At 66.6% G+C, this 17,970-nt stretch carries 17 protein-coding genes and 1 pseudogene; 14 read left to right on the plus strand and 4 right to left on the minus strand.

What is annotated here, in order from left to right:
* Positions 1 to 50 precede the first annotated feature (50 nt).
* The 7 genes from rhaI to ABIE00_RS03225 all read left to right on the plus strand — a co-directional run bounded on the left by rhaI (position 51) and on the right by ABIE00_RS03225 (position 8,259).
* The gene (rhaI, locus tag ABIE00_RS03195) at positions 51 to 1,229 is read left to right on the plus strand and encodes an L-rhamnose isomerase (protein WP_354256623.1); all 1,179 of its coding nucleotides are present in this window, start codon (positions 51 to 53) and stop codon (positions 1,227 to 1,229) included.
* 5 nt (positions 1,230 to 1,234) lie between these two features.
* Positions 1,235 to 3,304, plus strand: coding sequence for a bifunctional aldolase/short-chain dehydrogenase (locus tag ABIE00_RS03200; protein WP_354256626.1), 2,070 nt, complete (start codon positions 1,235 to 1,237; stop codon positions 3,302 to 3,304).
* On the plus strand, positions 3,301 to 4,767 hold the full coding sequence (locus ABIE00_RS03205) for a rhamnulokinase (protein ID WP_354256629.1): 1,467 nt from the start codon (positions 3,301 to 3,303) through the stop codon (positions 4,765 to 4,767). Before ABIE00_RS03200 ends, ABIE00_RS03205 begins: the two co-directional genes overlap by 4 nt.
* 87 nt (positions 4,768 to 4,854) lie before the next feature.
* Entirely contained in the window at positions 4,855 to 6,159 is a 1,305-nt protein-coding gene (locus tag ABIE00_RS03210) for an MFS transporter (protein WP_354256632.1), read from the plus strand.
* A 335-nt stretch (positions 6,160 to 6,494) separates the two neighbouring features.
* Positions 6,495 to 7,631 (plus strand): 3-deoxy-7-phosphoheptulonate synthase, encoded by a 1,137-nt coding sequence (locus ABIE00_RS03215; protein WP_354256635.1) that lies wholly within the window; start codon positions 6,495 to 6,497, stop codon positions 7,629 to 7,631.
* A 96-nt stretch (positions 7,632 to 7,727) separates the two neighbouring features.
* Positions 7,728 to 7,940, plus strand: a complete 213-nt coding sequence (locus tag ABIE00_RS03220) for a helix-turn-helix domain-containing protein (protein WP_003797758.1) — start codon at positions 7,728 to 7,730, stop codon at positions 7,938 to 7,940.
* Between the two features lie 220 nt (positions 7,941 to 8,160).
* Positions 8,161 to 8,259, plus strand: coding sequence for a 30S ribosomal protein bS22 (locus ABIE00_RS03225; RefSeq protein ID WP_003792170.1), 99 nt, complete (start codon positions 8,161 to 8,163; stop codon positions 8,257 to 8,259).
* 93 nt (positions 8,260 to 8,352) lie between these two features.
* Here the strand turns inward: ABIE00_RS03225 and ABIE00_RS03230 are convergent, their stop codons facing one another.
* Positions 8,353 to 9,171: an HAD family hydrolase gene (locus ABIE00_RS03230; RefSeq protein ID WP_354256638.1), complete on the minus strand. Its 819-nt coding sequence runs from the start codon at positions 9,169 to 9,171 to the stop codon at positions 8,353 to 8,355.
* Between the two features lie 83 nt (positions 9,172 to 9,254).
* On the opposite strand from ABIE00_RS03230, the pseudogene ABIE00_RS03235 reads away from it, so the two are divergent.
* Positions 9,255 to 9,513 (plus strand): annotated as a pseudogene (locus ABIE00_RS03235) (glutaredoxin family protein).
* A gap of 86 nt (positions 9,514 to 9,599) precedes the next feature.
* Entirely contained in the window at positions 9,600 to 10,295 is a 696-nt protein-coding gene (locus ABIE00_RS03240) for a redox-sensing transcriptional repressor Rex (protein WP_354256641.1), read from the plus strand.
* 49 nt (positions 10,296 to 10,344) lie between these two features.
* Here the strand turns inward: ABIE00_RS03240 and ABIE00_RS03245 are convergent, their stop codons facing one another.
* From ABIE00_RS03245 to ABIE00_RS03255, 3 genes are all read right to left on the minus strand, one after another.
* Complete coding sequence (locus ABIE00_RS03245) at positions 10,345 to 11,193, minus strand: MFS transporter (RefSeq protein ID WP_354256644.1); 849 nt, start codon at positions 11,191 to 11,193, stop codon at positions 10,345 to 10,347.
* A 203-nt stretch (positions 11,194 to 11,396) separates the two neighbouring features.
* On the minus strand, positions 11,397 to 12,023 hold the full coding sequence (locus ABIE00_RS03250; protein ID WP_354256647.1) for a hypothetical protein: 627 nt from the start codon (positions 12,021 to 12,023) through the stop codon (positions 11,397 to 11,399).
* Between the two features lie 130 nt (positions 12,024 to 12,153).
* On the minus strand, positions 12,154 to 12,702 hold the full coding sequence (locus ABIE00_RS03255; protein ID WP_354256650.1) for a YceI family protein: 549 nt from the start codon (positions 12,700 to 12,702) through the stop codon (positions 12,154 to 12,156).
* Between the two features lie 197 nt (positions 12,703 to 12,899).
* Here ABIE00_RS03255 and ABIE00_RS03260 point away from each other — a divergent pair, with 197 nt between their 5' ends.
* The 5 genes from ABIE00_RS03260 to ccsB all read left to right on the plus strand — a co-directional run bounded on the left by ABIE00_RS03260 (position 12,900) and on the right by ccsB (position 17,817).
* Positions 12,900 to 13,565 carry a histidine phosphatase family protein gene (locus ABIE00_RS03260; protein WP_354256653.1) on the plus strand — a complete coding sequence of 222 codons (666 nt, stop codon included), beginning with the start codon at positions 12,900 to 12,902 and terminating at the stop codon, positions 13,563 to 13,565.
* A gap of 3 nt (positions 13,566 to 13,568) precedes the next feature.
* Positions 13,569 to 14,180, plus strand: coding sequence for a TlpA family protein disulfide reductase (locus ABIE00_RS03265; RefSeq protein ID WP_331572194.1), 612 nt, complete (start codon positions 13,569 to 13,571; stop codon positions 14,178 to 14,180).
* A gap of 6 nt (positions 14,181 to 14,186) precedes the next feature.
* Positions 14,187 to 14,942: a cytochrome c biogenesis CcdA family protein gene (locus ABIE00_RS03270; RefSeq protein WP_003797737.1), complete on the plus strand. Its 756-nt coding sequence runs from the start codon at positions 14,187 to 14,189 to the stop codon at positions 14,940 to 14,942.
* 110 nt (positions 14,943 to 15,052) lie between these two features.
* Positions 15,053 to 16,705, plus strand: coding sequence for a cytochrome c biogenesis protein ResB (gene resB, locus ABIE00_RS03275; RefSeq protein WP_502914268.1), 1,653 nt, complete (start codon positions 15,053 to 15,055; stop codon positions 16,703 to 16,705).
* Positions 16,705 to 17,817 carry a c-type cytochrome biogenesis protein CcsB gene (gene ccsB, locus ABIE00_RS03280; protein WP_354256660.1) on the plus strand — a complete coding sequence of 371 codons (1,113 nt, stop codon included), beginning with the start codon at positions 16,705 to 16,707 and terminating at the stop codon, positions 17,815 to 17,817. Before resB ends, ccsB begins: the two co-directional genes overlap by 1 nt.
* The last annotated feature ends 153 nt before the right edge of the window (positions 17,818 to 17,970 follow it).

Here is a 17,970-nt window from a genome sequence, read left to right on the forward strand (position 1 = left end):
CTGAATCTTCCAAACAACTTTCACTGCCAAACACTGACGAAAGAAAGATCATGAACAACACAGCATCGGCGCTGAGCCGGCTTTCGGAGCTTGCGATTGAGGTTCCGTCATGGGCTTACGGCAACTCGGGCACCAGGTTCAAGGTGTTCGGCACCCCCGGTACCCCGCGCACCGTGCAGGAGAAACTGGCGGATGCCGCCAAGGTCCATGAGCTCACCGGCCTGGCGCCCAGCGTGGCGCTGCACATCCCGTGGGACAAGGTGGATGACTACGCGGCCCTGAAGGAGTACGCGGCCGGCCTCGGTGTGGGGCTGGGCACGATCAACTCGAACACCTTCCAGGATGATGAGTACAAGTTCGGCTCGCTGACGTCCTCGGACAACGCTGTCCGGCGCCGCGCGATCGACCACCACTTCGAGTGCATCGACATCATGCACGCCACCGGCTCACGTGACCTGAAGGTCTGGCTCGCGGACGGCACGAACTACCCGGGCCAGGACGACATGCGCGGCCGCCAGGACCGGCTGGCGGAGTCCCTGCAGGAGATCTACGCCCGGCTGGGCCAGGACCACCGCCTGGTGCTGGAGTACAAGTTCTTCGAGCCGGCTTTCTACCACACGGACGTTCCGGACTGGGGCACCTCGTACGCACAGACCCTGGCGCTGGGGGAGAAGGCCTTTGTCTGCCTGGACACCGGCCACCACGCGCCCGGCACCAATATCGAGTTCATCGTCATGCAGCTGCTGCGCCTGGGCAAGCTGGGCTCGTTCGACTTCAACTCGCGCTTCTACGCCGACGATGACCTGATCGTGGGCGCCGCGGACCCATTCCAGCTGTTCCGCATCATGCACGAGGTGATCCGCGGCGGCGGCTTCGGCAAGTCCGCAGGAGACAATGCAGGCGTGGCGCTCATGCTGGACCAGTGCCACAACCTGGAGGAGAAGATCCCGGGTCAGATCCGCTCGGTCCTGAACGTGCAGGAGATGACTGCCCGCGCGCTGCTCATCGACACCGCCGCACTGGCCGAGGCGCAGGGCGCCGGGGATGTCCTGGCCGCAAATGCCGTGTTCAACGACGCCTTCTACACCGATGTCCGGCCGGTCCTGGCCGAGTGGCGTGAATCCCGCGGGCTGCCTGCGGACCCGCTGGCCGCCTTCAAGGCCAGCGGCTACCAGAAGAAAATCAACGAGGACCGCGTGGGCGGCCGGCAATCCGGATGGGGCGCGTAAAGGGAATGAACATGCAGAACACAGCAACCAACAACACCGCAGGCAATAATACGGTTGAAGACCTGATCGCCCGTTCCAACCGTCTGGGTGCGGACAAGCGGAATACGAACTTCGCCGGCGGCAACACGTCGGCGAAGGGTTTTGAGAAGGATCCGGTTACGGGAGAGGACGTCCGGCTGCTGTGGGTGAAGGGCTCGGGCGGTGACCTGGGCACGCTGCAGGCGCAGAATCTTGCGGTGTTGCGTCTGGACCGGCTGCAGGGGCTGAAGAACGTTTATCCGGGCGTGGAGCGCGAGGACGAGATGGTCGCCGCGTTCGATTACTGTCTGCACGGCAAGGGCGGGGCTGCCCCCTCGATCGATACGGCGATGCACGGGCTTGTGGACGCCGCGCACGTGGACCACCTGCACCCGGATTCGGGGATCGCGGTCGCGACCGCGGCTGATGGTGAGGCGCTGACCGCGAAGATCTTCGGTGACAGGGTGGTCTGGGTGCCGTGGCGCCGGCCGGGGTTCCAGCTGGGCCTGGACATCGCCGCGATTAAGGACGCCAACCCGCAGGCCGTCGGCACCATCCTGGGCGGGCACGGCATCACTGCCTGGGGCGCCACCAGCGAGGAAGCAGAAGCCAACTCGCTGTGGATCATTGACCAGGCCGAGCAGTATATCGCCCGGAACGGCAAGGCCGAACCCTTCGGCCCCAAGCTGCCGGGCTACGCGCCGCTGCCTGAGACGGAAAGGCGTGCGAAGGCCGCCGCGCTGGCGCCGGTGATCCGCGGCCTGGCCTCGGCGGACAAGCCGGTGGTGGGCCACTTCAGCGACGACCCGGCCGTGCTGGAGTTCCTGGAAGGTGGCGAGCACCCGCGCCTGGGCGGGCTGGGCACCTCCTGCCCGGACCACTTCCTGCGCACCAAGGTCAAGCCGCTCATCCTGGACCTGCCCGCGGACGCCTCGATCGAGGACTCCGTCAACCGGCTGAAGGAACTCCACACCGCCTACCGGCAGGACTACCAGGCCTACTACGACCGCCACGCCGACGCGGACTCACCGGCCCTGCGCGGGGCGGATCCGGCGATCGTGCTGGTTCCCGGGGTGGGCATGTTCTCCTACGGTGCCAACAAGCAGACCGCCCGGGTCGCCGGGGAGTTCTACCTGAACGCGATCAACGTGATGCGCGGCGCCGAGGCGATCTCCACCTACGCTCCGATCGATGAGGCCGAGAAGTTCCGGATCGAGTACTGGGCCCTGGAGGAAGCCAAGCTCGCCCGGATGCCCGAGCCCAAGTCCCACGCGACCCGCATCGCGCTGGTCACCGGTGCCGCGTCCGGCATTGGCAAGGCCATCGCCACCCGCCTCGCCGCCGAGGGCGCCTGCGTGGTGATCGCGGACCTGAACCTGGACAACGCCCGGGCCGTCGCGGCCGAGCTCGGCGGCCCGGACGTGGCCGTCGGCGTCCAGGCCGACGTCACCAACGAGGCCCAGGTCGCCGCCGCGATCGATGAGGCGGTGCTGGCCTTCGGCGGGGTGGACCTGGTGGTCAACAACGCCGGCCTGTCGATCTCCAAGCCGTTGCTGGAAACCACCGAGAAGGACTGGGACCTCCAGCACAACGTCATGGCCAAGGGATCCTTCCTGGTGGCCAAGGCCGCCGCGAAGGTCATGATCGGCCAGGGCCTGGGCGGGGACATCATCTACATCTCCTCGAAGAACTCCGTGTTCGCCGGCCCGAACAACATCGCCTACTCCGCCACCAAGGCCGACCAGGCCCACCAGGTCCGGCTCCTCGCGGCGGAACTGGGCGAGTACGGGATCCGCGTCAACGGCATCAACCCCGACGGCGTGGTCCGCGGCTCCGGGATCTTCGCCGGCGGCTGGGGCGCCAAGCGCGCCGCGGTCTACGGCGTGGACGAGGAAAAACTGGGCGAGTACTACGCCCAGCGCACCCTGCTCAAACGCGAGGTCCTGCCCGAACACGTCGCCAACGCCGCGGCCGTGCTCACCAGCAACGAACTCTCGCACACCACCGGCCTCCACATCCCCGTCGACGCCGGCGTCGCGGCAGCCTTCCTCCGGTGAGCACCGCATCCACCCGCAATGTCGACGGCGGCCTGTTCGCCGCCGTCGACATCGGCGCCTCCTCGGGCCGGGTCATTCTGGGACGGGTCGCTGAGGGTGCCGTACGGCTCGACGTCGTGCACCGGTTCCCCAACGCCGTGGTGCAGTCCGACGGCGGCCTCCGCTGGGACTTCGACGCCCTCTTCGCCGAGGTGCTCACCGGCCTCGCTGCCGCCGGCAAAGAGGCAGCCGAGCGGGGGGAAACGATCACCAGCATAGGCATCGACACCTGGGCGGTGGACTACGGCCTGGTCAACAAAGCAGGCGAGCTCACCGCGCAGCCTTACAGCTACCGGGACGAACGCAGCCGCGCCGCCGTCGCACTGGTGCACGGGAAGCTGGACCCGGCACGGCTCTACGCCACCACCGGGCTGCAGTTCCTGCAGTTCAACACGCTCTACCAGCTCGCCACCGAAAAGGACCTGGACGGGCTGCAGGCCCTGCTGATCCCGGACCTGATCGCGTTCCTCCTCACCGGGGTCCGCCGGACCGAGGCCACCAACGCCTCCACCACGGGACTGTTCGACGCAGTCGCGGGGGAGTGGGCCAGTGAGCTGTTCGGCCCCCTGGGTCTTCCCAGGGATCTGTTCCCGCGCCTGATCCAGCCCGGCGAAACCCTGGGCACCCTGCTGCCCGGAATCGCCGAGCGGACCGGGCTGCCCCAGGACACCAAGGTGGTGGCCGTAGGCTCGCACGACACTGCGTCCGCCGTCGCCGCCGTTCCCGCGGAGCAGGAGAACTTCGCCTACATTTCCTCCGGCACCTGGTCCCTCGTGGGGCTGGAACTGCACCACCCGGTGCTCACCGAAGCCAGCCGCGCGGCGAACTTCACCAACGAGCGCGGCGTGGACTGCACTACCCGGTACCTGCGCAACGTCGGCGGCCTCTGGCTGCTCAGCGAATGCCAGCGCACCTGGGCCGAAGGCGGCTACCGTCCGGCGATCGGCGAACTCCTCGACGCGGCCGCGGCGCTTCCGCCCGGCGGGCCCCTGATCAACCCGGACGATCCCGCCTTCATCGCCCCGGACAACATGCCGGACCGCATCCGCGCAGCAGTGCGGAACACCGGAACCGTCCTTCCCGACGATCCGGCAGCGATTGTCCGCTGCATCCTGGACAGTCTCGCCGCCGGCTATGCGCGCACCATCGCCGACGCCGAACGACTCGCCGGTGTTTCCGCCGACGTGGTGCACATCGTCGGCGGCGGCTCGCAGAACGCGCTGCTGTGCCAGCTCACCGCGCAGGCCACCGGCAAAAGCGTCATCGCCGGCCCGGTCGAGGCGACAGCCCTCGGCAACGTGCTTGTCCAGGCACGGGCAGCCGGCGTGGCCACAGGCGGCCTGGCGGAACTCCGGAGGATCGTCGGTGCCGGAACGCATCTGAGCCGCTACGAACCCCTCACCGTGAAGGCCCCGTCGAAGTGACGGCGCTCCGGAGTTCTTGAAACGTATCAAAGCAGGGCGGCTACCGGCCTGCCCGGCGCCGACGGCGTCGCCAGAGAAGGAATCAGTATGACCAACACCCCGCAGATCGGCGGCTGGAAGGCCACTGTCGCTGTGTCCATGTCCAACTACATCGAAGCCGGATCCATCATCGCCCTGGCAACGAGCCTGACGCTGTGGCAGGAGTATTTCGGCTTCAGCAACCTCGTCGTCGGCCTCATCGCCGCCCTCAGCGCCAACGCGTTCGGCGCCGCGGTCGGTGCGATGATCGGCGGGCCGCTGGGGGACCGCTACGGCCGCAAGTTCATCTACACCTACGACCTCATCCTGTACATGATCGGCACGGCCCTGGTGATCTTTGCCGTGGCTCCGTGGATGCTCGTCGTGGGCGTGATCCTTACGGGGATTGCCGTCGGAGCCGGCGTGCCCGTCGCCTGGACCTACATCGCGGAGGAGGCACCCTCCGAACAGCGGGCCCGGCATGTGGGCACCGCGCAGTTTGCGTGGTCACTCGCTCCGGCGCTGGTCTTCCTCCTTGCCACCGTGGTCGTTCCGCTGGGGCTGCTGGGAAGCCGCCTGGTCTTCGCGCATCTGTTCGTCATCGCCTTCGTCACCTGGTGGATCCGCCGCCGGCTGTCCGAGTCCCACACCTGGAAGAAGTCGAACGAAGCGCGCCTGCTGGAGGAAGCATCCGGCGTCAAGCGGCGCAACTACCGCGAGTTGCTGACCAGCGCCACCAACCTCAAAGCCATCCTTTTCCTCGTGGGCGTTTACGCGCTGTGGAACCTCGTTGCCGGGCAGATGGGCATCTTCATGCCGCGGGTCTACGAGTCCTCCGGGGTCGAATCGTCCGCTGAGCAGAACCTGCTGCAGGTGCTGCTGTGGACGCTGACCGTGGTTGCCACCTACTTCGGCTTCATGAAGTACGGCGACCGCGTTGACCGCCGCCTGCTCTACGGTATCGGCGCCGTGCTGGGACTTGCCGCCTGGGTCCTGCTGGTCTTTGTCCATGTGACCATGCCGGTGCTGATTCTCTTCGCGGCACTCTGGGGCATCTCGGCCGGCATCGGCGCCCAGGCCTTCTACGCCCTGTGGGCAGCCGAAATGTTCGCCACGCGCTACCGGGCCAGCGCGCAGGGTGTGCTCTTCTTCGTGGCCCGCATCGTCGTCGGCCTGCTGAGCTATTGGTTTCCGACGCTGCTGGCCGAGCACGGCGTGCCCTTTGTCGGCGCCATCATGATCGGGGCGCTGGTGGCCGCAATGGTCATTGGGATCGTCTGGGCGCCGGACACCCGGGGCAAGAGCCTGGAACAGATTGAGCAGGAACGCTACGGCGGGCCGGCCAAGCAGCCGGTGGAGCAGCCCATAGCCTAGGCCGCCCCGACCAGCGCGAACGTACACTTGTGGCCCTTGGGAAACGCTTTCCGGGGGCCACAACTGTACGTTCGCGCTTCCGCGGGGCTGCGGTGCCGCGCGGGCCGACTGTGACGCTGCCGATTTGGCGATCCGCCGGCGCGGGTTTATGGTCGTTCCCATGACTAACCGTTGGTATGCGTATTTTTCGTTGGCTCTGGAGGGGCCCGCGTCTAACTGACACGCATCCAACTTTCCTTCAGAGCCAACAGGGCAGAGATCATTCTCTGCCCTTCGCCATTTCCACGGCGGGTTCTGATCAGGGGCCCGCTCCCACCCGGAACAGGACCCCGAACATGAGCGCAACAGCCACCGAAACCCAGCAGCCGGCGTCGAAACGCCAGTCCACGTCGGACCTGCGGGTCAGCGAGATCACCGCCCTTCCCACGCCGCAGGAGATGATGGCGGAACTGCCGCTGGACGCCAAGGCGGCCGACGTCGTCGAACGCGGCCGGGACGAAGTCCGGGCCATCATGGACGGCGTGGACGACCGCCTGCTGGTGATCGTGGGACCGTGCTCCATCCATGACCCCAAGGCAGGCCTGGAGTACGCCCGCCGGCTGGTCAGCCAGGCCGAGAAGCACAAGGAAGACCTGCTCATCGTGCTGCGGGCCTACTTCGAAAAGCCGCGGACCACCGTGGGCTGGAAGGGCCTCATCAACGATCCGCACCTGGACGGCAGCCACGACATCGCCGGCGGCCTGCGTGCGGCCCGTAGCTTCCTGCAGCAGGTCACCGCCCTGGGGCTCCCCACCGCCACGGAATTCCTTGAGCCCATCAGTCCGCAGTACATGGCGGACCTCATTTCCTGGGGAGCCATTGGGGCGCGGACCACCGAAAGCCAGATTCACCGCCAGCTTGCCTCCGGCCTCTCCATGCCCATCGGCTTCAAGAACGGGACCGACGGCGACCTCCAGGTGGCGGTCGACGCCTGCGGCGCCGCGGCAGCAGCCCAGGCTTTCCTCGGGATCGACAGCGACGGCCGGGCCGCGCTGGTGTCCACTGCAGGCAACCCCGACACCCACGTAATCCTGCGCGGCGGCCGCAAGGGCCCCAACTACTCCGCCGCCGACGTCGAGGCGGCCTCCGCCAAGCTCGCCGCCAAGAACCTCAACCCGCGTCTGATCGTGGACGCCAGCCACGCCAACAGCGGCAAGAGCCACCACCGCCAGGCCGAGGTGGCGCTGGAAATCGGCGCCCAGCTCGAGGACGCGGGAACGGCCGCCGGAGCGATCGCCGGCGTCATGCTGGAGAGCTTCCTGGTGGGCGGCGCGCAGAACCTCGACGTGGCCGAACACGCCGCCGGCCGCTCCGAGCTGGTCTACGGACAGAGCGTCACAGATGCCTGCATGGAGTGGGATGTGACGGCGTCGGTCCTCGAGCAGTTGGCCGCATCCTCCCGGAAGCGGCGGGCTTTCACAATGGCCACGTGAGCATCTAGAGTAACTAGAACACGGTTGTTCGATGGCTCAGCATCGGCGCACCGCAGAAAGACCGGCGTCGTTGCTGAGAGCAAAGGAATATGGGTAATGTCCGCAGAGTCGAACTTCTCGAACGCCAAGTTCTTGACCGTGGCCGAGGTGGCTGAGGTAATGCGTGTCTCCAAAATGACCGTATACCGCCTTGTCCATTCGGGGGAGATGCCCGCCGTCAGGTTCGGCCGCTCCTACCGCGTCCCGGAGACCGCCGTCGAACAGTACCTCAAGGGTGCTGTCGTTGACGGTCATACGGGCACCGCATAACGGGACAACATTGACCGCACCGATCCCGTGGTTGCTGCAGCCGCCTTGGGGGCCGTTGCACGCCACGGGGCTGTGCTGGTCAGGGGACGCCCCGGATAAGCGGTACCCTGTTAAGGAACGTTTTACGTCATTGTAAGAATCTGTCAGTTGTCAGTCTGTTGCTCAGTCCACGGACCTTCTCCATCAGACAGGTACTGCATCTAGTTTGTAAGGAACTTTCGTGGGTTCAGTTATTAAGAAGCGTCGCAAGCGTATGGCCAAGAAGAAGCACCGCAAGTTGCTTCGTAAGACCCGCCACCAGCGCCGCAATAAGAAGTAGAGTCCGCTCTACGCTTCAATGCCCGTTCCCTTTCGAGGGTGCGGGCATTTTTGCGTCCTCGACAGGAAAACCGCCCGCGGGGAAAGCAGCGCGTCAGGCGCGGGGGCCGCGGAAACGGGTGTAGCCCCGCCAGAGGCCGTAGACTGCGCCGCCCGCCGTGGCTGCCTTGAGGCCCAGAGTGGCGGCCCGCCGTCCTGAGCGGAAGTCGTAGACCGGCCAGTTGTGTTCGCGGGCGTGCTTGCGCAGGCGGGCGTCCGGGTTGATCGCCACCGGGTGGCCCACCATCGTCAGCAGGGGGATGTCGTTGTAGGAGTCGCTGTACGCCCAGCAGCGCTTCAGGTCCAGCCCGTGCTGGTCCGCGATGCCCTGGACCGCCACGGCCTTGGCGGCGCCGTGCAGGATGTCCCCGACGAGCCTGCCGGTGTAGAAACCGTCCCTGGTCTCGCCCACCGTGCCGAGGGCGCCGGTGAGCCCCAGCCGCGTGGAAATCACCGTGGCCACCTCGATCGGCGTCGCCGTGACGAGCCAGACCTTCCGGCCCACGCGCAGGTGCTGCTCGGCCAGGGCTTTCGCGCCGGGCCAGATCCGCGAGGCGATCATCTCGTCGTAGACCTCTTCGCCCAGCGCCTTGATGTCCTCCTCCGTGATGCCGGCCGCGAGCCTCAGCGCCGAATCCCGGACGGCGTGGACGTCGTTGAGGTTCTCGCCCCGGAGCACGAACTTGAGCTGCTTCCACGCCATGCCCGCCGCCTGCCCAATCGTGAAGGCTCCGCGCTGGTGCATTTTCCTGGCCACATGGAACAGGCTCGCGCCGCGCATGAGAGTGTTGTCGACGTCGAAGAAGGCTGCCTCGCCGTGTTGCTGTTTTGCAACCGGACGGTGGGCCACAGCGACGTACTTCTCCTCGGGCATGCCACTGAGTCTAGTCAATGCAGTACGCCTCACCTGACGGCCGCCGCGTCGCCCGGCGCCGGGAACGGCGATACGGTTGAAGCATGGCAAACCCCGACGTCGTTCTCCTCACCAAAGCTGACTGTCACCTCTGCGCCGCGGCGCGCGACGCCGTCGCGCGGGTTACTGCCGGGCTGGGACTTTCGTGGTCGGAGCGGCAGCTGGACGCCGACGACGAGCTGCTGCGACCGCTATGCCGAGGAGATCCCGGTCGTGCTGGTGGACGGCATCCAGCGCGACTTCTGGAAGATCGACGAGGCACGCCTGGAGCGCGTGCTTCGCCGTGCCATCGCGGGGGCCTAGGCGATTTCGAACAACGGCATTGGCTTTGTTGGCATAACTGATGGGGATCTAGAGTGGACTCACACCGCGACACAACGGAGCAGATAGTGACTTCGCTCGATTCACCACCCCAGGCCCTGCCCGGACCCACCGGGGCTGCCGGCAAGCAGATCCCGCCCGCGGCCGTGGCCCGGCTGACGATCTACCTGCGCGCCCTGAACTCCCTGCTGGCCGAAGGCACCGAGCGGGTCTCCTCCGAATCACTGGCTGAACTTTCCGGGGTCAGCTCCTCAACCCTCCGCAAGGACCTGTCCCACGTGGGCTCGTATGGCACGCGCGGGGTGGGCTACGAGGTGCAGTACCTGAGCCGCCACATCGCCGCCGCGCTGGGGCTGACGCACGACTGGAAAGTCGCAATTGTCGGCGCCGGCAACCTGGGCAAGGCGCTGGCCCGCTACGGGGGCTTCGAATCCAGGGGCTTTGACGTGGTGGCCATCTTCGACGCCGACCAGATGGTGGTGGGCAACGAGGTGGGGTGGCTGCGGGTCAGCGACGTTGCGGACCTGGAGACGGTCCTGGAGCGGACCGGCACCAACATGGTGGTTCTGGCGCTGCCGGCCGCCGTGGCCCAAAGCGTCTGTGACCGGGTGGTGAGCGCCGGAGTGCGCAGCATCCTCAGTTTTGCTCCGGTGATGCTCCAGGTGCCCGACGGCGTCACGCTGAGGAAGGTGGACATGGCCACCGAGCTGCAGATCCTCGCGTACCACGCGCAACGGGCGCAGACCCCCGGTCAGCCGGAATAACTCCGGCGTTTCCGGGAATCCACGCCCGCTGGCGGTTTAGGACTTCCTGCTAGCGGCCGTACGGGCCCGGCTGCGAGTACGGGTTGGCGAACGGCTGCGGCTTCTGGAAGTACTGCGCCGATCCCGGCAGGTACAGCATCACGATCGCGGCGATGCCGAGCAGGCCCACCAGGGTGTTCAGGCCCAGCGGGAAGAGGCTGAACACGGAAAGCGCTGCGAAGACGGTGCCCAGGATGCGGGCCCAGTTCTTGCCCTTCCGGACGTTGAAGGCCACCAGCGCGTAGAGGCCGGCGCCGATCAGCGCAAAGACCACCATGGTTCCGATGATGAAGCCCTTCACGTCCTCGAACGCGATGTTCTGGCCGCTGCCGCGCAGCTGCTCCTCGAACGTGCTCCGCATGGCCGGGTCGTCGAGCGTGGGAATGGCGATCAGGACGGCCAGGATGGACAGGACGCCTGCGGCGATGATCATCCAGAAGGAATAGTTCACGAGCTTCGGAACGCCGCCGCCCGTTGTTGCCTGGACCTGTTCGGACGGGTACTGCCCGTAGGGCGATTGGCCATACGGGCTCTGGCCGTAGGGCGGATGGCCGGGCTGGGATTGACCATACTGCGGCTGCCCGGACTGTGCCTGCCCATACTGGGGTGCGTTCTGACCGTACGGGGGCTGTCCGTACTGCGGTGGGTTCTGGCCATACTGGGGTGCGCCCTGGCCGTACTGCGGGGTGCCCTGTTCGCCCTGCCCGTACTGGGGTGCGCCCTGGCCGTACTGGGGTGCGTTCTGCCCGTACTGGGGGGCGTTCTGTCCATACTGGGGCTGCCCATTGCTCGGCTGGGAACCGTTGTCCGGCTCGTCGGGGCCGGGGTCATTGGAATGCGGGACTGGAGGATTGCTCATGAGCGGTCCTTTGCGTAGTGACGTCTGGATCGGCTACCGGTTCAGACGCCTGCCCTCCCCAGCATGGTTCACTTCCCACCGTACCCCTCAGCGGGTGTGCGGTGGATCATTCCGGAGAGGTATTCCAAAGCCGGGCCAACCTGCGGAAACGCTGCCAGCAGGGAACTGCCCGGCTAAGAAATCAGAGTTACCGGACCCCGTGGTCAGGGGCGGCCACGTGCCGCAGCGAGCCAGTTCTGCGAGCTGGGCACCCGCATCAGTACCGTGGCCACGAGACTGAGCAGGAAGCCCAGCCAGTTCCCGTCCTGGCCTGGGCGGAAACCCGAGCTGGCGATGGCCAGCAGCAGCGACACCCCGGCTGCAATGCTCAGGGCCAGCCGTGCCCATTCCTTGCCCTCCTTCAGCTTCATGGCCAGCACAATCTCTGCGGCGGCCAGGGCCAGAGCCACCAGAACGAGCAGGAACACCAGGATGGCCACGCCGGGAATGATCGCGAGTAGGACCAGCACCCCAAAAAGGCCGATCACGCCGCCCAGCAGCCCCAAGAGGCCGCCGACCACCCAGATCCAGTAGGACACCTTGAGCTCCGTCGGCAGGCCCGTTACGTCGAAGATGCCGGAGAAGCCGCCACGCGGCAGGGCCTCGCTGAAGTTCCGGGGCCGGTCTGCCGGCATTCCGAAGGCGAACCGGGAACCACCGGCGGGCGGGTGGGCCGGGAACGGCTGTCCCGGTTCCTGCCCCCGGGAGGGCTGTCCCGGCGTCGGACGTTCGCTGCCGGACGGCACGTCCCCGGGATCGCGCGGCTCCGGTTCATCGCTGGGGGTGCTCATGGCAATCACCTTAAACCCGGGATTTTGCCAATTCCAGAAGCCGGAAACGCCGAAACGCCCCGTCCGCGGAGAGTCCGCTGACGGGGCGTTTCGGTGTGAGCAACGGTGGCTGGGAAACCAGCCGTGAAACCTAGGCTGCAGGTGCGATGAAGGCCAGTTCCAGGTTGATGGCCACCTTGTCGCTGACCAGCACGCCGCCGGCTTCCAGCACGGCGTTCCAGGTGAGGCCGAAGTCCTTGCGGCTGATGGTGGTCTCGGCGGAAACACCGGCGCGGGTGTTGCCGAAGGGGTCAACTGCCACGCCGTTGAACTCGGTCTCGAGCGAGACGGGGCGGGTGACACCCTTGATGGTCAGGTCGCCCTTGAGCTCGTAGCTGTCGCCGCTGGCCACGAGGCCGTTGGAGACGAAGGAGATCTCAGGGAACTTCTCCACATCGAAGAAGTCCTCGCCGCGGACGTGGCCGTCGCGGTTGGCGTCGCCGGAGTCGAAGCTGGCGGTCTGGATAGTGGCCTCGACCTTGGTGGCCGTCACGTCGTCGGCGAGGTCCAGAGTGGCGGCGGCCTCCTTGAACTGGCCGCGGACCTTGCTGATGCCGGCGTGGCGGACGGTGAACGCGATTTCGCTGTGGGAGTTGTCGAGGGTCCAGGTGCCGCGGGTGAGCTCGGTGGAAAGTGCCATGGTGGTTCTCCTTGTATCAGTAGGTCAATTCGGGATCGTTGAAGCTTTTGTTGAAGTCTCAACTAACTGCTGCATCCAGTATAAACATGCATTTGCATCTTTTATTCCACCGGCCGGGAACTTTTCAAAAAATTTTTGAGTTCTACTTGATGTAGAAGATTTCGTCATTACCCCTGCCCTTTGAGAAACTGGTAGACATGCCCCAAGCCACTGTCCATTTGCTCCGCCACGGCGAGGTCCACAACCCCGAAGGTGTCCTGTACGGCAGGCTGCCTGAATTCCACCTCTCCGAACTTGGCCGGCAGATGGCGCAGACGCTCGCCGAGCACTTCCGCGACCGCGCAGCCCAGGGCGCCAAGATCGTCTACCTGGTGGCGTCGCCGCTCACCCGTGCCCAGGAAACCGCGCAGCCCACCGCGGAAGCGCTGGGCCTGGACATCCACACCGACAGCCGCATCATCGAGGCGGAAAACCACTTCGAAGGGCTGAAGGTCACCAAGGCCGAGCTGCGCAAACCCAAGCACTGGCCGCACCTGATCAATCCGTTCCGACCCTCCTGGGGCGAGCCCTACAAGCAGCAGGCAGCCCGCGTGACCGAGGCCGTCCAGGAAGCCCGCGCGAAGGCCATCGAACTGGGCGGCGACGGCGCCGAGGCCGTCCTGGTCTGCCACCAGCTGCCCATCTGGGCCACCCGGCTCAGTGCCGAGGGCAAGCCGCTGTGGCACGATCCGCGGAAACGCGAGTGCACCCTGACCTCCCTCACCTCCCTGGTTTTCGGCGACGACGGCACCCTGCTGCGCGTGGAGTACAGCGAGCCCGCCGCCGCCCTTCTTCCCGGTGCCTCGAGCACCCCCGGAGCCTAAGTCATGACTGAAACACCCAAGAGTTCCCGCCGCAGCGTCCTTGCCGCCGGCGGCCTGGCCCTTACGGCGATCACGCTGGGCCTGTCCGCCTGTGCCCAGGAGGACGCCCTGGCCAAGCAGGCCAAGGCCGGGGACAACAAAAACTACGTGGCCGGCGACGGTTCGGTCACCGAATTCGCCGCGGCTGAGCGCAAGTCCGCCATCCAGATCCAGGGCACCCTGTTTGACGGGACCGCCGTGACGCCCAAGGACTTCCTGGGCAAGGTCACCGTGCTGAACTTCTGGTTCGCCGCCTGCGCACCCTGCCGGGTGGAGGCGCCGTCCCTCGAAGCACTGCACCAGGAGTTCAAGACCAAGGGCGTGCAGTTCTTCGGTGTGAACCTGCGCGATGAGAAGGCCACGGCTGACGCCTTCGACAAGACCTTCGGCCTCACGTACCAGAGCTTCGACGACAAGGACGGCAGCGTACTGCTGGCCGTCTCCGGCCTGGTGCCCCCGGGCGCCGTCCCCACGACGCTCGTCATGGACAAGCAGGGCCGGGTTGCATCGCGTGTGCTGGGTGAAATCGAGAAGGGCACACTCAAAGCTCTCATTCAGTCTGCCGTGGCAGAGTAACCTCCCGTGAACAGCCCCTTCGCCGAAGCCATCCTGAACGGTTCGCTGCTGCTCGCCATCCCGGTGGCGCTGCTGGCCGGACTCGTATCCTTCCTCTCGCCCTGCGTGCTCCCGCTGGTGCCCGGATACCTGGGCTACGTCACGGGGCTCACGGGCGTGGACCTGCAGAAGCAGAAGCGCGGCCGCATGCTGGCGGGCATTGGCCTGTTTGTGCTCGGCTTCTCCGTGATCTTCGTGCTGCTCGGCGGCGCGTTCGGGCAGCTCGGGTCGCTGATTTCGGGCGGCCAGAACGCCTGGATCACACAGGTCCTGGGTGTCCTGGTGATCCTGATGGGCGTGGTGTTCATGGGCGGGTTCTCCTGGTTCCAGCGGGACGCCAAGATCCACGCGAAACCGCCGGCGGGCCTCTGGGGCGCGCCGCTGCTGGGCATCACGTTCGGCCTTGGCTGGGCGCCCTGCATCGGCCCCACCTACTCCGCCGTCCAGCTCCTGAGCCTCTCAGGCGGCTCGTCCGCAGCGAAGGGCGCGTTCCTGGCCTTCGTCTACAGCCTGGGGCTGGGCATCCCGTTCCTGCTGATCGCCCTGGCAGTTCGGCGCGGCGCGGGAGTGATGTCCTTCTTCCGCAAACACCGGCTGGCCATCCAGCGCACCGGCGGCGGAGTCCTGATTGCCCTGGGCATCCTGATGGCCACGGGTCTGTGGGGAACCTGGGTCACCGAATTGCAGTACTGGTTCCAAACCGACGTGAAGTTGCCGATCTGATGAGCGAGCGTGTGAAGTCAACCGAGAAAACCCCGGCCGAGGACGCCCCGCAGCCCGGGTCCGCCCAGCATGACGCCGCTGCGCCCGAGGCCCGGAAAGCCAACGACGCCATGAAAGCCGCCAAGTCCGGGGCCGCACTCCCGTCCCTGGGCTTCGTGGGCATGCTCCGCTGGGCCTGGACCCAGCTGACCAGCATGCGCACGGCACTGTTCCTCCTGCTGCTCCTGGCGGTGGCCGCGGTGCCCGGATCGCTGTTCCCGCAGCGGCCGGCCAACCCTTCCGTGGTCACGCAGTACATCAAGGACCACCCGGATTACGGCAAGCTGCTGGATTCGCTGCAGTTGTACGACGTCTACTCCTCGGCCTGGTTCTCGGCCATCTACATCCTTCTGTTCATCTCCCTGATCGGCTGCGTGGTGCCCCGCGCCATCGCCCACTACAAGGCCATGCGTTCGCAGCCGCCGCGCACCCCGAAGCGGCTGTCCCGCCTGCCCGAATACGGCACCCTGGTGGTGCCCGCGGACGCCGGCATCTCGGCGTCGGACGCTATTGAGGACGCTGCGGCGCTGCTGAAGAAACGCGGGTACCGCGTTGAGGTAAGGCACGACGACGGCGCGCGGCCGTCTTTGGGTGCCGAACGCGGCTTCCTGAAGGAAGTGGGAAACCTTGTCTTCCACACGTCGCTGATCGGCGTGCTGGTGTCCGTGGCCATCGGCGGCCTGTTCGGGTACAGCGGCCAGCGGATCCTGGTGGAGGGCGACACGTTCGTGAACACCCTCGTGGGCTACGACCAGTTCAACCCCGGCACCAACTTCCAGAGCAGCCAGCTGCAGCCCTACTCGATCCAGCTGGACAAGTTCCAGGCCACCTTCGACCGTGAATCCCAGGGCAAGTACGGCCAGCCCATCGACTTCACGGCGGACGTCACCACCAGGGAAAACCCCGGGGCGCCGGCCAAGAAGGAAGTCCTCAAGGTCAACGACCCCGTCAACCTCGGCGGCACCAGCATCTACCTGACGGGCAACGGCTACGCCCCGGTGGTCACGGTCCGCGACGGGAAAGGCAACATTGCCATGCAGGGTCCTGTGGTGGCCAAACTGCAGGGGCAGAACTACTACTCCTCCGTCGTGATCAAGGTGCCCGACGCGAAGCCCGACCAGCTGGGGTTCGTCGGCTTCTTCCTGCCCACGGCGCTGGTAACCGACAAGGGCATCTCCTTCAGCGGCGACCCTGACCTCATCAACCCGCAGCTGAGCCTGAACTCCTTCTACGGCGATCTCGGCCTGGACAAGGGCACTCCGCAGAATGTCTTTGAGCTCGACGTGAAGAACCTCAAGGAACTCAACAGCCGGAACCTCAAAGCGGGCGGCATCACGCTCGCGCCGGGCAACACCTACACGCTGCCCGAGGGCAAGGGCTCCATCACGTTCGACGGCGTGAAGAAGTACGTGGGTGTGGACATCCACCACAACCCCGGGCAGCTCTCCGCACTGATCTTCGCGCTGCTGGCGGTGGCCGGGCTGATCGTCTCGCTGTACGTGAACCGGCGCCGCGTCTGGGTCCGCACAGGCACCCACGAAGACGGCCGGACCATGGTGGAGTACGGCCTCCTGGCCCGCGGCGAGGACCACCGCCTGGCCGGCGAGGCGGCCACGCTGCGCGGCCTCCTGCTCCGCAAGTGGGAGCTCGACGCCGACAACCCCGAAACAGCACCTTCCAACTCCTCACCAGCAGGCTCGCCCGAGCCGAAGAAGGACCAGTAATGTTTCCCATCAACGAGACCATGGGCCAGTACAGCGAGCTCTTCATGCTGCTTGCCGCCGGCACCTACACCATCGCCTTCATCGCGTTCGCGTGGGACCTGGCCAGGAGCAGCAAGGCCCTGAAGTCGATTGACCTCAAGGCCGCAGCCGCAGACACGTCCGCGGGTACGTCCGCCAAGGTTCCGGTGGGCGCCGGCGCATCGGTGGGGTCCGCCTCGCCGCGGACCGCGGGCAGCGGTGACGACCGCCTGGCCGGACCGGCAGACCGTGCAGAGCGGCCGTCGTCGTACTCCTCCGGCACCGCGGACGGCGCCGCCGGCCAGACCGCGGACGACAGCATGCGCTACGGCGAACGCCGTGCACCGGCACGCGTCGCCGTGGCACTGACCGTACTGGGCGCGGCGATCCACGCCGCCGCCGTGCTGACCCGCGCGGTGGGCGCCGGCCGTGTGCCGTGGGGCAACATGTACGAGTTCCTCACCACCGGCGCGTTCCTGGTGGCGGCTGTGTTCCTCGTTGCGCTGGTCCGCCGCGACCTGCGCTTCCTCGGCACGTTCGTGGTGGGCCTGGTGATCATCATGCTGGTGGCCGCGTCCGTGGCGTTCTGGACGCCCGTCGGCCACCTGGTGCCCGCGCTGCAGAGCTACTGGCTGATCATCCACGTCTCCATCGCGGTCCTGTCCTCGGCGCTGTTCACGCTGACGTTCGCCATGTCCGCGCTGCAGCTGGTGCAGTCGCACCGGCAGAAGACCATTGCGGCCGGCGGTGCGGACAAGCTGGGGTTCATGCGCCTGGTGCCGTCCGCGCTGAGCCTGGAGAACCTGTCCTACCGGATCAACGCGATCGCCTTCATCGGCTGGACCTTCACCCTCATGTTCGGTGCGATCTGGGCGGAGAAGGCCTGGGGCCGGTTCTGGGGCTGGGACACCAAGGAAGTGTGGACCTTCGTCATCTGGGTGGTCTACGCCGGCTACCTGCACGCCCGCGCCACGCGCGGCTGGACGGGAACCCGCGCGGCCTGGCTGTCGATCGTGGGCTACCTGTGCGTGGTCTTCAACTTCACCATCGTTAACCAGTTCTTCAACGGCCTGCACTCGTACTCGGGGCTGTAGGGGTTCCGGGGGCTTCACTCGGGCGCCTGCCGATTTACCCAAAAGGGCCGTTCAGCTTGCTTGCTGGGCGGCCTTTTTCGTGGCAGGGGCTGGCCAGATCGAGAGCTCGGGCACGCCTGCGCGTTAGGCCGGCAGCCCTGGCCTGGCGGATGG

It is taken from the genome of Arthrobacter sp. OAP107 (assembly GCF_040546765.1).
Lineage (GTDB): Bacteria > Actinomycetota > Actinomycetes > Actinomycetales > Micrococcaceae > Arthrobacter.